At 71.9% G+C, this 13,097-nt stretch carries 13 protein-coding genes; 6 read left to right on the top strand and 7 right to left on the bottom strand.

Annotation, left to right across the window (positions count from 1 at the left end):
* Positions 1 to 101 precede the first annotated feature (101 nt).
* Complete coding sequence (gene dapD / locus BLS25_RS15905) at positions 102 to 1,022, bottom strand: 2,3,4,5-tetrahydropyridine-2,6-dicarboxylate N-succinyltransferase (protein ID WP_056230463.1); 921 nt, start codon at positions 1,020 to 1,022, stop codon at positions 102 to 104.
* A 42-nt stretch (positions 1,023 to 1,064) separates the two neighbouring features.
* On the opposite strand from dapD, the gene dapE reads away from it, so the two are divergent.
* The 3 genes from dapE (at position 1,065) to BLS25_RS15890 (ending at position 3,625) form a co-directional block, all read left to right on the top strand.
* Positions 1,065 to 2,141, top strand: coding sequence for a succinyl-diaminopimelate desuccinylase (dapE, locus tag BLS25_RS15900; RefSeq protein ID WP_056230465.1), 1,077 nt, complete (start codon positions 1,065 to 1,067; stop codon positions 2,139 to 2,141).
* Positions 2,138 to 3,361 carry a hypothetical protein gene (locus BLS25_RS15895; RefSeq protein WP_235557003.1) on the top strand — a complete coding sequence of 408 codons (1,224 nt, stop codon included), beginning with the start codon at positions 2,138 to 2,140 and terminating at the stop codon, positions 3,359 to 3,361. Before dapE ends, BLS25_RS15895 begins: the two co-directional genes overlap by 4 nt.
* 93 nt (positions 3,362 to 3,454) lie before the next feature.
* On the top strand, positions 3,455 to 3,625 hold the full coding sequence (locus BLS25_RS15890; protein ID WP_074615842.1) for a DUF3117 domain-containing protein: 171 nt from the start codon (positions 3,455 to 3,457) through the stop codon (positions 3,623 to 3,625).
* A 76-nt stretch (positions 3,626 to 3,701) separates the two neighbouring features.
* Here the strand turns inward: BLS25_RS15890 and BLS25_RS15885 are convergent, their stop codons facing one another.
* On the bottom strand, positions 3,702 to 4,340 hold the full coding sequence (locus BLS25_RS15885) for an O-methyltransferase (protein ID WP_056230467.1): 639 nt from the start codon (positions 4,338 to 4,340) through the stop codon (positions 3,702 to 3,704).
* Positions 4,341 to 4,412: 72 nt separating this feature from the next.
* Between BLS25_RS15885 and BLS25_RS15880 the strand changes: the two genes are divergently transcribed.
* A complete protein-coding gene (locus tag BLS25_RS15880) occupies positions 4,413 to 4,784 on the top strand; it encodes a twin-arginine translocase TatA/TatE family subunit (protein ID WP_056230469.1) in 372 nt (123 codons plus the stop codon).
* Between the two features lie 112 nt (positions 4,785 to 4,896).
* Here the strand turns inward: BLS25_RS15880 and BLS25_RS15875 are convergent, their stop codons facing one another.
* The 3 genes from BLS25_RS15875 to BLS25_RS15865 are packed head-to-tail and all read right to left on the bottom strand — an operon-like array spanning position 4,897 to position 7,957.
* Entirely contained in the window at positions 4,897 to 6,045 is a 1,149-nt protein-coding gene (locus BLS25_RS15875) for an Mrp/NBP35 family ATP-binding protein (protein ID WP_056230471.1), read from the bottom strand.
* Complete coding sequence (locus BLS25_RS15870) at positions 6,042 to 6,638, bottom strand: DUF1003 domain-containing protein (protein ID WP_056230474.1); 597 nt, start codon at positions 6,636 to 6,638, stop codon at positions 6,042 to 6,044. Before BLS25_RS15870 ends, BLS25_RS15875 begins: the two co-directional genes overlap by 4 nt.
* Positions 6,638 to 7,957: a magnesium transporter MgtE N-terminal domain-containing protein gene (locus BLS25_RS15865; RefSeq protein ID WP_056230475.1), complete on the bottom strand. Its 1,320-nt coding sequence runs from the start codon at positions 7,955 to 7,957 to the stop codon at positions 6,638 to 6,640. The genes BLS25_RS15870 and BLS25_RS15865 overlap by 1 nt, the downstream gene beginning before the upstream one ends.
* 71 nt (positions 7,958 to 8,028) lie before the next feature.
* Here BLS25_RS15865 and BLS25_RS15860 point away from each other — a divergent pair, with 71 nt between their 5' ends.
* Positions 8,029 to 8,775, top strand: a complete 747-nt coding sequence (locus tag BLS25_RS15860; protein ID WP_074696983.1) for a YflT domain-containing protein — start codon at positions 8,029 to 8,031, stop codon at positions 8,773 to 8,775.
* The gene (locus BLS25_RS15855; RefSeq protein ID WP_176786402.1) at positions 8,772 to 9,440 is read left to right on the top strand and encodes an alpha/beta hydrolase family protein; all 669 of its coding nucleotides are present in this window, start codon (positions 8,772 to 8,774) and stop codon (positions 9,438 to 9,440) included. Before BLS25_RS15860 ends, BLS25_RS15855 begins: the two co-directional genes overlap by 4 nt.
* A gap of 344 nt (positions 9,441 to 9,784) precedes the next feature.
* Here the strand turns inward: BLS25_RS15855 and BLS25_RS15850 are convergent, their stop codons facing one another.
* Together BLS25_RS15850 and BLS25_RS15845 are read right to left on the bottom strand one after the other, a co-directional pair.
* Complete coding sequence (locus tag BLS25_RS15850) at positions 9,785 to 11,680, bottom strand: gamma-glutamyltransferase family protein (RefSeq protein WP_074697114.1); 1,896 nt, start codon at positions 11,678 to 11,680, stop codon at positions 9,785 to 9,787.
* The gene (locus BLS25_RS15845) at positions 11,677 to 13,086 is read right to left on the bottom strand and encodes an aminopeptidase P family protein (protein WP_074697112.1); all 1,410 of its coding nucleotides are present in this window, start codon (positions 13,084 to 13,086) and stop codon (positions 11,677 to 11,679) included. Before BLS25_RS15845 ends, BLS25_RS15850 begins: the two co-directional genes overlap by 4 nt.
* Positions 13,087 to 13,097 lie beyond the last annotated feature (11 nt).

The following is a 13,097-nucleotide window of genomic DNA, read 5'->3' as shown; positions in this document are numbered from 1 at the left end:
GATACGCGACGAGAAACGCTCCCTGCACGGAGAAACGCGCGCCGAGGGCGTTTCCTCGTGCAGGGAGCGTTTATCGGGAAAAGGGCGCAGGCGCCTGCCGCTCAGGCGTGCAGTGCCTCGTTCAGCGTGACGCCGACGCCGGCGCGGGCCGAGGCCTCGACGGCGCCGGTGAGAGAGTTGCGGCGGAACAGGATGCCGTCGCGACCCGACAGCTCGCCCGCCTTGACCGTCTCGTCGCCGACGCGCACTTTCGTGCCGGCGGTGACGTAGAGACCGGCCTCGACGACGCAGTCGTCTCCGAGCGAGATGCCGATGCCGGCGTTCGCGCCGAGCAGGGTGCGTGCTCCGATCGAGACGCGGTGCGTCCCGCCGCCCGAGAGCGTGCCCATGATCGAGGCGCCGCCGCCGATGTCGGTGCCGTCGCCGATGACGACGCCCTGAGAGACGCGGCCCTCGATCATCGAGGAGCCGAGCGTGCCGGCGTTGAAGTTGACGAAGCCCTCGTGCATGACGGTCGTGCCGGGGGAGAGGTGCGCGCCCAGGCGCACGCGCGAGGCGTCGGCGATGCGCACGCCCGCGGGCAGGACGTAGTCGGTCAGGCGCGGGAACTTGTCGAGACCCTGGAGCTGGATGCCGTGACGCTTCAACTGCGGCAGCAGGCGCTCCGCGTCGTCGGGGTGCACGGGACCCGCGTTCGTCCACGCGACGTTGGGGAGGTGCCCGAAGATGCCGTCGAGGTTGATCTCGTTGGGCCGGACGAGCAGGTGCGAGAGCGCGTGCAGGCGCAGGTAGGCGTCGACGGTCGAGGCGGGAGCCGCGTCGGCGTCGATCATGAGAGACACCGTCTCGACGACGACGCCACGTCGCTCGTCGGGGCCGGCGGCGGATTCGAGCGCCGCCTGCTCGGCATCCAGGTCTCCGTGGGCACCGAGGACCGGCTTCGGGAACCAGGCGTCGAGCACCGTCCCCCCGGTGGTTCGCGTCGAGAGGCCGGCAGCGCTGATGCGTCGTTCGTTGCTCACCGTCCCAGGGTACTGGGGCACCGGCTGTGGGAAGATCGGGGCATGCCCGCGCTCGACCTCACCCAGTCCTCGGCCGCCCTGACGCGAGCCGTCTGCGACATCCACAGCGTCTCGGGAGACGAGACCCCTCTCGCGGATGCCATCGAGGCCGCCGTCTCCGCGTACCCCCACCTCGAGGTCATCCGCGACGGCGACACCATCGTCGCCCGCACCGCCCTGGGGCGCGACCGCAGGGTCGTCATCGCCGGGCACATCGACACCGTGCCGATCAACCGCAACCTCCCCGTCGAGGACCGCACGGTCGACGGCGAGGACGTCATCTGGGGCCGCGGGACGGTCGACATGAAGGCGGGCGTCGCGGTGCAGCTCAAGCTCGCCGCCGAGCTCACCGCGCCCCCGGTCGACATCACCTGGATGTGGTACGACCACGAAGAGGTCGACTCGGCGCTGAACGGCCTCGGTCGGCTCTCGCGCAACCGCCCGGACCTGTTCGAGGGCGACTTCGCGATCCTCGGCGAACCGAGCAACGGCGAGGTCGAGGGCGGCTGCAACGGCACGCTCCGCGCCATCGTGCGCACCGAGGGAGTCCGTGCGCACAGCGCGCGATCGTGGATCGGCGAGAACGCGATCCACAAGGCCGCGCCGATCCTCGCGCGCCTGGCCGAGTACCGTGCCCGCGAGATCGAGGTCGAGGGTCTTGTCTACCGCGAGGGCTTGAACGCTGTCAGCATCTCGGGCGGGGTCGCGGGCAACGTCATCCCCGACGCGTGCGCGGTCGAGGTCAACTACCGCTTCGCGCCGAGCCGTGACGCCGCCGCCGCCACCCGCGTCGTCACCGACGTGTTCACGGGCTTCGACGTCGAGATCGTCGACGTGGCCGAAGGAGCTCGTCCCGGCCTCGACGCGGCCCTGGCGAAGGACTTCGTGGATGCCGTGGGTGCCACCCCCAAACCGAAGTACGGCTGGACGGACGTGGCGCGGTTCTCGGCGCTCGGCATCCCCGCCGTCAACTACGGTCCCGGTGACCCGCACCTCGCTCACCACGACGAGGAGCGGGTTCCGATCGCGCAGATCGACGCCGTCGAGCGCGGCCTTCGTGCCTGGTTGAGCGGGTCGTGACCGCCGCGGCCACGACGCGCACGCGGGTCGGATGGTGGGAGCGCCTGCCCGTGCCGGCGCGCATCGCCATCGTCTACGGTGCGGCGCGCGTGGTCACGACGGGATTCTTCCTGCTGGCCTCTGCGCTGTCGGGGCCCGGGTCGCGGTACGGTGTGGCCCCCTCGCTCGATAAGCTCGCGCTCGGGTGGGATGCGCAGTGGTACTGGCTCGCCGCGGTGTCGGGATATCCCGTTGATCTGCCCCTCGCCGCGGGCGGTCACGTCGCCGAGAACGCGTGGGCGTTCATGCCGCTGTATTCGTACCTCTCGGCCGGACTCGGATTCCTGCTCGGCTCGTGGGGCGCCGGGGCCGTCACCATCTCGTTGGCCGCGGGGTTCGGTGCGTGCCTCGTGCTGCATTCGATGCTGCGGGATCGGATCGGCGACTCCGCCGCGATGTGGGCCGTGGTCTTCTTCGCGTGCGGTCCGCTCGCCGCCCTGTTCCAGGTGGGGTACGCCGAGGCGCTGTTCCTGTTCTTCCTCTTCCTGGCCCTCCGGTGCGTGCAGCGACGTCGATGGGGCTGGCTCTATCTGCTGGTCCCGGCGATGGGGTTCACGCGCCCCGGGATCCTCGCCTTCGCTCTGTTCCTCGGTCTCTACGGGGTATACCGCTTCGTGCGCCGACGGAAGGATCCGCTTACGACGCGCGACATCGCGCATCTCGTGGCCCTCGGCGGACTTTCGGTCGTGGTGGGCTTCGCGTGGCAGGTGATCGCGGGGATCGTCACGGGCGACCCGGGCGCGTACCTGGCGACCGAGTTGGCGTGGCGGCGCAACTGGCTCGGGGACTCGGGGCGGGGCTTCGTCCCCTTCGACGGGTTCGTCGAGGCCGCGGGGTTCTGGTTCACCCGGTGGGGGCTCGGCGCCGTCACGGGCTACGTGTTCCTCGCGCTGATGGTGGTGGCCATCGCCGCGCTGCTGCTGTTCTCGCCGCAGGTGAAGCGACTGGGCATCGAGGTGCGACTGTGGTCGGCGAGCTACCTCGTCTACCTGCTGCTGGTGTTCTTCCCGCAGTCCAGCATCTTCCGGTTGCTCGTGCCGATCTCGCCGCTGTGGGGCGCCCTCGCGGTGCCGAAATCGCGCGCGTGGCGGTTCGGCGTTCTCGCTCTCGCGCTGCTCGGACAGTGGTGGTGGATCTACAACATGTACGCCCTCGCGAACACGTATTGGCAGATTCCCTGACCCAGATCCGCCCCCGCCGACCCGCCTGTACGACCCGCCACGCGGGATACCGGTAAACTTCTCAGGCAGACCAACGACGAAAAGGGGGCCGCGATGGCAGCCATGAAGCCGCGTACCGGCGACGGACCGATGGAGGCCGTGAAGGAGGGCCGGTTGATCATCGTGCGCGTGCCGCTCGAGGGTGGCGGGCGACTCGTCGTCTCGGTGAACGACGCCGAGGCGAAGGAACTCTACGACGTGCTCGGTGGTGTCGTCACCGCCTGACGACCATCGACGCAGTGAAGGCCGGCTCCCGCGGGGGCCGGCCTTCTTCGTTCCCGCGTGCTTCGCGGGGAGAGGTTCAGGCCTCGGGTGGACGGGTCGTGAGCTGCAGCAGGCCTTCGCCCGTGGTCGACAGGGCGCCGATGACGGCGGGGGAGGACTGCACCTCTTGAATCAGCGAGCGGTAGGCCGTGGTCACCGCGTCGCGGCGCACCGGGTCGGCGACCGCGCCGTGCGCGAGGACGCGGGGGATGAGGACGGTCCCGCCGGCGCGCACCAGACGCAGGCCGTGCTCGACGTATTCGATGACGCCTTCGGGGTCGGCGTCGATGAAGACGATGTCGTACGACGCCTCGTTCATGCGCGGCAGGACATCGGATGCCCGCCCGGTGATGAATCGGGCACGCGCGGCGGGCACGCGGGCGTCCGAGAATGCGGAGCGAGCGGCCCCGAGGTGCTCGGGTTCGCTGTCGATCGTGGTGATCGTCGCGCGGGGCGAACCGTGCAGCAGCCAGAGGCCCGACACGCCGCCGCCGGTGCCCACCTCGACGATGTTGAGAGCACGGGATGCCGCCGAGATCACCGCGGCTTGGGCTCCGACCGCGGGGCTGATGGGCGCCGCTCCGAGCTCGAGCGCGTGCGCCCGGGCGCGAGCGATGTGCTCGGGCTCGACCGTCGACTCCTGCACGAACCGTTCGTTCGCCTCATGACCGCTCACGTGGACCTCCTCAGATCAGGCTAGACGGCGGATGGTCGCTGGACCCCCAGGCGAGGCCGGTAATCTGGAGGCATGTTCTTCGGCCTCACGATCGAGAAGCTGATGCTGATCGGCGTGATCGCAGCGGTCCTCGTCGGCCCCGAGCGCCTGCCGCGCTACGCGGAGGCGTTGGCCAAGTTCACCAAGCGCGCGAAAGAGACGCTGCAGGGTGCCCGTTCGCGCATGCGCGACGAGATGGGCCCCGAGTTCGACGACGTCGACTGGAAGAAGCTCGACCCGCGCCAGTACGACCCGCGGCGCATCATCCGCGAGGCGCTGCTCGACGACACCCCGACGGCGACGATGCGGGCTGCGGGCGCCGCAGCTCTCGCGGCGCGCGAGAAGCCGGCATCCACCCCCTTCGTGGCGGGCGAGCTGCCGCCGTTCGACGACGAGGCGACCTGACGCGGGAGCCCGTCACCGAAACAGGGGACGTGACGAGGACAGGCTGATTCCGGCGGGAACGCCCTGTTTCCGCTACAGCGTCATGTTCTCGTGACGGGCGTCCCGCTCTGCGTCAGACGTTGAGGCGCAGGGGCTTGCCGGACAGTCCGCGCGGGCGCACCGCCAGAGCCGAGGCCGCCGCGTCGATCGCCATCGCGGCCGGGTCGTCGGGCTGCGACAGCACGACGGGGCGTCCGTCGTCGCCCCCGGTGCGGAGGGCGGCGCTGAGCGGAACGGATGCCAGCAGCGGCACGTCCACGCCGTCGCTCGACAGGGCGCGGGCCACTTCTTCTCCGCCGCCCGAGCCGAACAGGTCGAGGACGGTCCCGTCGGCCAGGGTCATCGCGGCCATGTTCTCGATGACGCCGATGGGGCGTTGGCCGGTCTGGCGCGCGACGAGTCCGGAGCGCACGGCGACCTCGGCGGCCGCGGCTTGAGGTGTCGTGACGACCAGGACGTCGGCGTGGGGGAGCAGCTGACCGACCGAGATGGCGACGTCGCCGGTACCGGGCGGCATGTCGAGCAGCAGCACGTCGAGATCGCCGAAGAACACGTCGGTGAGGAACTGCTGCACGGTGCGATGCAGCATGGGTCCGCGCCAGGCGACCGCGCCGGCGGCATCCTCCCCGGGGCGCCGAAGGAACATGCCGATCGAGATGACCTTCACCCCGTAGGCGACGGGCGGAAGGATGAGGTCGTCGAGCTTGGTCGGCGCCGGAGGCAGACCATCGGCGTCGACGAGCCCGAGCAGCCCCGGGATCGAGAAACCGTGGACGTCGGCGTCGATCAGACCGACGCGCAGCCCCTTCGCCGCCAACGCCACCGCGAGGTTCGCGGTCACGGTCGACTTCCCCACGCCGCCCTTGCCGCTGGTCACCGCGATGACGCGGGTCAGCGAGTCGGGGCCGAAGGGCATCTCGCGCTTCGCGCGGCCGCCGCGGAGCTTCTCGGTCAACGCCCTCCGCTCGTCGGGCGACATCACCCCGACCCGCACATCGACCGCGTCGATGCCGGCGACCGAGGCCGCGGCATCCCGGACCTCCCGCTCGATGCGGTCGGCGGCGGGGCAGCCCACGATGGTGAGGGCGATGGCCACCTGCGCCGTGGTGTCCGCGACCGAGATCTCTCGCAGCATGTCGAGCTCGCCGAGGGGACGACGAAGCTCGGGATCGGTGACCGCGGCGACGGCCGAGCGAACCCTCTCGGTGAGGTCGACGCTCACGAGCCGGGCCGCGCGGGCTCGGTGTGCGTGCCGCGGCGCAGGTCGCCACGAGGGGCGTCCGCGCGTCCGGACTCCGCCCGCGGGGCGTCGTCGTCGGCGTCGAGGCGCTCCAGCGCCGCCCGGAGTTCGGCGCGCAGCGTGTCCTTCGTGATGACCTCGTCGGTCAGATCGCGAACGGCCATGCGCAACGCCACGATCTCGCGGGCGAGGTACTCGGTGTCGGCCAGGTTGCGCTCGGCGCGCTGGCGATCCTGCTCGATCTGCACGCGGTCGCGGTCATCTTGCCGGTTCTGGGCCAACAGGATGAGGGGCGCGGCGTAGGACGCCTGCAGAGAGAGCACGAGGGTCAGCGCGGTGAAGCCGATCGCGGCGGAGTCGAAGCGCAGCTCGTCGGGGGCGATCGAGTTCCAGCCCATCCACACCACGCAGAACAGCGTCAGGGACAGCAGGAACGTCGGGGTCCCCATCGCGCGCGCGACCCACTCGGTGAACCGACCGAAGCGGTCGCGCGAGGGCTGCGGGGCGCGAGGGGCGAGGACGCCGGTGCGGCCGCGCGGGGCGTCGAGAGCCGGCTTGCGGTTGTTGCGTGCCATCAGCGCCTCCTCGGGGTCTGGGGGATCTGGGTCGGAATGCTCGACGTATGCGTGGGTCTGATCGTGGCCCTGGGTCTCGGATCATCGCTGTCGTGCGTGCGCCAGTCATCGGGCAGCAGGTAGTCGAGCACGTCGTCGACGCTCACGCAGCCCACGAGTCGGTGCGCCTGGTCGACCACGGGGAGCGAGACGAGGTTGTAGCTCGCGAGCAGACGCGCGACCTCGGCGGCGGTGGCGTCGGCGGTGACCGGCTCGAGGGTGTCGTCGATGATCGCGCCGAGGCGCTCGTGCGGCGGGTAGCGCAGCATGCGCTGGAAGTGCACGGTGCCGAGCAGGCGCCCCGTGGGCGTCTCGTACGGCGGAAGGGTGATGAAGACGGATGCCGCGAGGGCGGGGTGCAGCTCGTGCCGGCGGATGAGGGCCAGGGCCTCGGCCACCGTCGCATCGGCCGACAGCACGATCGGCTCGGGCGTCATCAGACCGCCCGCGGTGTCGGGGCCGTACTGCAGGAGGGCGCGAACGTCGTCGGCCTCTTCCGGCTCCATCAGGTCGAGCAGCTGCTCGGAGCGCGACTCGGGGAGCTGACCGAGGAGGTCGGCCGCGTCGTCGGGCTCCATGGCATCCAGGATGTCGGCGGCGCGCTCGTCGCCCAGCTGCTCGAGGATGTGGACCTGCTCGTCCTCGGGCATCTCTTCGAGGGCGTCGGCCAGGCGGTCGTCGCTGAGCTCTTCGGCCACCTCGATGAGGCGCTCCTCAGGCAGGTCGAGGAGGGTGTTGGCGAGGTCGGCGGGCTTGAGCTCGGAGTAGGTCGCGACCAGCTGCTCGGCGGACTGCGCCTCGCCGGGAGTCTGGTTCTCGCGCACCTCGCCCCACGCGGCGAACGTCGTCGCGCCCTTGGCGAAGGGCGAGGCGCTCGTGCGCGGGCGGCGCAGGAACAGCTGCCCCACGTCCCACTCGCCGAGGCGGTTGCGCTCGATCGCGACGTCTTCGATGACCGCGGTGCCCGAGCCGTCGACGAGGCTCACGCGGCGTCCGAGCATCTCTGCCATGACGCGCACTTCGCCGCCGCGCTGCTGGAAACGGCGCACGTTGATGAGACCGGTTGTGATGACCTGACCGGCCTGTATGGAGGTGACGCGCCCGATGGACACGAACACATGTCGTCGTCCGGGAATCTCGACGACGAGCCCCACGACGCGCGGCGCCGCAGACGCGCGGTAGATCACCACGACGTCGCGTACCTTACCCAGACGGTCTCCCGCCGGGTCGAACACCGTGCAGCCCGCCAAGCGGGCGACGAAAACCCTTTGCGTGCTCACCGGTACAGCGTAGTCCGCGCCTCCTCTGCAACACCTCGGGAACGGTCAGGCGCGCGTGACAGAATGGTGAAATGAGTATGTTCGCGCAGCGTCCGGGTGCCGGTCGCGACGAGGTCGGCGAGAAGATCGCCTCGTTCCCGACGTATGAGCAGGCGCAGAAGGCCGTCTCGTCCCTCATCGCCGGCGAGGTGCCCGCGCGCGACATCGCGATCGTGGGTTCGGGTCTGCGCTCGATCGAGCGCATCACCGGCAAGCTCGGTTACGCCACGGCGGCCCGCTCGGGTGCGCTGAACGGCCTCATGCTCGGCCTGCTCTTCGCGTTCATCTTCGTGCTCGGGATGCCGACCGTGCAGATCTCCGCGTTCATCGGCGTCCTGCTGGTCGGAATGGCGCTCGGCATGATCTTGAGCATCGGGACGTACTCCATCGTGCGCCGCCGCCGCGATTTCGCGTCGGTGATGCAGGTCGCCGCCGATCACTACGACGTCTGCGTCGCGGCGCCCAGCGTCCACAAGGCCCGCGGGATCGTGGGCCCGGCCGGCTCCGCTGCCGCTCCCACCGTTGTGTCGCGTCCGGCGCCCTCGGACTCCGCGCCGCCGCAGTATGGCGAACGGGTCGCTCCGGGCTCCGCTGCTCCCGTCGCCCCGCCGCGCCCGCCGGCACCGACCCCGAACCCGGCCCCGCGCGACGACGAGCCCCCGCGCTACGGGGAGCGCATCGCCCCGCCGTCGGCGCCCGTGCCCGAGGCGCCGGAGAAGGACGACCGCACCGCCGAGACTCCGCGCCCCGACGAGCGCCCCACCCCGACCGAGCGGTGAGCACCGAGCCCGTCCGCATCGCCGTCGCGTTGCCGGCGGGCGACACCGAGGTGTCGGGCCTGTGGTCCGCGGCACCGGCCGCGGCCGCGACCGTCGCTCTCGCGCACGGTGCGGGCGCAGGGATGGAGCACCCGTTCCTCTCCGGGCTCTCCGACGCCCTCGTGGCCTCGGGGGTGTCGGTGCTGCGCTTCGTCTTCCCCTACGTCGAGGCGGGACGCCGTATGCCCGGACCCGCGTCCCACGCGGTGGCCACCTGGACAGGCGTCGAGGCCTTGCTCGCCTCGGCCGCCCCCGGCCCGTACGCGGCAGTGGGGAAGTCGTACGGCGGGCGCATGGCATCCATGGCCTCCGCCGAAGGGGTGATCGCCCCGGCCGGTCTCGCCTACCTCGGGTATCCGCTTCACCCGCCGTGGCGTCCCGAGAAGCCGCGCCGCGAGCACCTGCCGGCCATCGGCGTTCCGCAGCTGTTCGTCGAGGGGGAGAACGATCCCTTCATCGCCCCGCGCGCGCAGTTCGACGAGGTCGTTGCCTCGTGCCAGGACGCGCGAGTGCATTGGATCGCCGGCGGCAACCACTCGTTCGAGGTGAAAGGCGCCCGGCGCGCGGCCGACGAGATCGGTGCGGCTCTGGCCCCGGTGGTCGCGGAGTTCGTGCGCTCGCTCTGACGACCTGGGCGGCGGGTCGAGTTTCGATGACTGTCGGCGCCCTGCCGCGAAGCTCTGGGCTCCGCGCGGTCTCGCGCGGCGAACGCATCGCAGGAATTTCGGCGCCGGCGTGGTGCACAACTCCTGCAGTTCCGCGACGGGGGAGGCGTGGAAGCCGTGGGTGCGTCGATATCTCCTGAGTTGTGTCCGGGTGGTGCGGCCCCGTCGCGCGGTGGTTCGTCGGGTCGCGGCTGCCCGCGTCGGCGCCCCGACGCGGGACGCCACACGTCTACGCCCCGCGAAGCCGGGCGCCCCGCCGCATGTAGCCCGGCGCGTCGGTGCGCCGACAGAGGTGGACCCGAGCGTCAGCGCCCCGCGGCGTAGCCCTGGGCTCCGCGGGGGTTCGCCGCGGCCCACAGCACGCCGTCGGCTCCGCGCCCGACGGCGGTGACGCGGCCGAGGGCCCAGTCGCCCGCGCGGCGCACGCGATGCCCGCGCTGCTCGAGCGCGGCGATGACGTCGTCGCCGATGCGGTCTTCGAGGGCGACGCCCGCGGGCACCCACGTGCGTGGCCAGAACGAATCGATGAGCGCGGTGATGTTGAGGTTCGGCGCGTCGATCGCCTGCTGCGCGCTGTAGCCGCCGACGAGCATGCGCAGCAGCACGGTCAGCTGCCACTGGTCCTGCTGGTCGCCGCCGGGGGAGCCGATCGCGATGACCTCCGCGCCGCGCGACACCAGGGTCGGGGTCAGGGTCGTCCGCGGTCGCCGGCCCGGGGTGAGCGATGCCGGGTGCCCCGGCACGAGCCACGTCGCCTGCAGGCGCGTGCCCAGGCAGAATCCCAGCGACGGCACGGTCGGCGACGACTGCAGCCAGCCGCCCGACGGGGTCGCCGAGACGACGTTGCCCCAGCGGTCGATCACGTCGAGGTGGCACGTGTCGCCGCGGGTCTGCCCCGAGCGGTCGACCGTCGGTTCGCCGGTCGAGCCGTCGGTGCTCGCGTGGTCGGTGCGCAACGGTGGCAGCACCGGGTCGCGGCCCTCGGGTGATCCCGGATGCCACTGACTCGAGGCCTCGGGCCCGATCAGCGCCCGCCGGGAGGCGACGTAGTCGTCGGCGAGCAGGGCGTCGAGGTCGACGGCCCCGCCGGCGTCGCCGAACCACGCGTCGCGGTCGGCGTACGAGAGCTTCTGCGCCTCGAGGAGCAGGTGCGCTCCCTCGACCGACGACGGGTCGAGGTCGTCGGAGGCCTCGATCAGCCGCAACGTGTGCAGCAGAGCGGGTCCCTGGGTCCACGTGCCGGCCTTGAACACGTCCCACCCGCGGAAGCTCGTCGACACGGCCGGCTCGAACGAGGCGCGCCAGTCCGCCAGGTCTTGAGCATTCAGGATGCCGGGGTGATCGGCACCGTCCGCGTGCCGGTGCGGCTGCGCGATGAAGGCGGCGGCCTCGGGCAGCACCGTGGTCATCCAGTGCGCGCGGGCGGCGTCGATGCGTGCGGCGCGGTCGTCGCGCGGCGCGCGGTCGCGAGACGCGTGGCCCGCTTGCGCGTCGTCGCGTTGCGAATGGTCCGCCTCCGCCTGGCGGCGCTGCACGTCGTCCGCCCGCGCGTGAGCACCCCGCACGGGGTCGACCCCCGCTCCCGCCGCCACGAGTCCGTCGAGCACGTCGGCATACGCAGGGTTGCTCACGAGCGTGTCGACGGCGGGTGGCGTGCCCTCCGGCATCCATCGTTCTGCCGAAGTCGGCCAGTGGTCGCGGAACAGGTCGGCGACCCGGGCGATGGTCGCGGCCGCCCCCGCCACGAGCGGGTGCCCGTCGCGGGCGTAACCGATCGCGTAGGCGAGCACGTCGCCGAGCTCCCACGTGCCGTGATCGCGCAGCAGCAGCAGCCAGGCGTCGACGGCGCCCGGCACGGCGGCGGCGAGGCCTCCCGCCCCGGGCACGAGGTCGAGCCCGCGGCCGCGGAAGTGCTCGATGGTCGCGCGCGCGGGCGCCGGGCCCTGGCCCATGAGGACGACGGGCTCCGCCCGCCCCGCGGGTCGGACGAGGGCGACGAGGTCGCCCCCGGGGCCGTTCAAGTGCGGCTCGACGACGTGCAACACGAACGCTGCCGCCACCGCCGCGTCGAACGCGTTGCCGCCGCGCTCGAGCACGGACTGCGCGGTGGCGGTCGCTGTCCAGTGCGTCGAGGCCGACATCCCGAACGTGCCCCGCAGGGTCGGCCGGGTGGTGAAGGATGCCGCCGGCGTGAACGTCATCGCGACAGCCGGGCGATCCACTCCTCGACCTCGTCCGCCGTGCGGGGGATGCCCGCCGACAGGTTGACCGGGCCGTCGGACGTCATGACGATGTCGTCCTCGATACGCGCGCCGATGCCGCGGTACTCCTCGGGGACGGTCAGATCGTCGATCTGGAAGTACAGGCCGGGCTCGATCGTGAAGGCCATGCCGGGCTCGAGCAGACCGTCGTAGTACATGTCGCGACGCGCCTGCGCGCAGTCGTGCACGTCGATGCCGAGGTGGTGGCTCGTGCCGTGCACCATGTAGCGGCGGTGTTGACCCCCGTTGTCGGCGTGGAGCGCCTCTTCGGCGGTCACCGGGAGCAGGCCCCACTCGGCGACGCGCGCGGCGATGACCTCCATCGCAGCCTCGTGCAGACGGCGGAACGGAACGCCGACCTTCGCGGCGGCGAACGAGGCGTCGGCGGCCTCGCGGACCGTCTCGTAGATGCGGCGCTGGATGTCGGTGAACGTGCCCGACACCGGCAGCGTGCGCGTGATGTCGGCCGTGTAGAGGCTGTCGACCTCGACGCCGGCGTCGACGAGGATGAGGTCGCCCGGCTTCACGGCGCCGTCGTTGCGGGTCCAGTGCAGGTAGCACGCGTGGGGGCCCGAGGCGGCGATGGTGTCGTAGCCGACGCTGTTGCCGTCGGAGCGGGCGCGCTGGTGGAAGACGCCCTCCACGACCCGCTCGCCCCGGGGGTGTTCGATGATGCGGGGCAGCTCGGCGACGATGTCGTCGAAGCCGCGGCCCGTGACCTCGACGGCGAGGGCCAGTTCGGCGAGCTCGTACTCGTCCTTGATCAGGCGCAGCTCCGAGACGAAACGCGTGACCTCGTCGTCCTCGCCCACGGTGCGGTCGTCGTCGCCGGTCTGGAAGTCCGCGAGGTGGGCCGTGGCCAGGGCCAGGTCGGCGGCCACGCCGTCGAGGGCGGGGCGGGGGCCGATCCAGAATTCGCCGACGGTGGCATCCGAGTAGAACTCCGCCGTCGTGCGGTCGGCCCGCTCGCGGAAGTACAGCACGGCTTCGTGACCCTGGTCGCGCGGCTCGAAGACGAGGACGGCGTCGGGCTCGGCGTCGCTGCCCCACCCGGTGAGGTGGGCGAAGGCGGAATGCGCGCGGAACGGGTAGTCGGTGTCGTTGCTGCGCTGCTTCAGCCCGCCGGCGGGGACCACGACGCGCTGCCCGGGGAAGGCCTCCGAGACGCGGGCGCGGCGACGCGCGGCCCAGGCGGCCTGCTCACGCGGCTCGGGGAGGGCCGCGGGGTGCTCGGCCCAGCCGGTCGAGATCGTGTCGAGGAAGCCGCGCGGGAACGGGGCCTTCCTGTTGCTGGGGGCGTCGAGTTCGGTCGTCTCGGCCTGGGGCTCGGCGGTCGTCGCGGTCATGTCGCTGGTGG

The sequence above is a fragment of the Microbacterium testaceum StLB037 genome, from assembly GCF_900104345.1.
Lineage (GTDB): Bacteria > Actinomycetota > Actinomycetes > Actinomycetales > Microbacteriaceae > Microbacterium > Microbacterium testaceum_A.
This window is presented reverse-complemented; position numbering and strand designations above follow the sequence as displayed.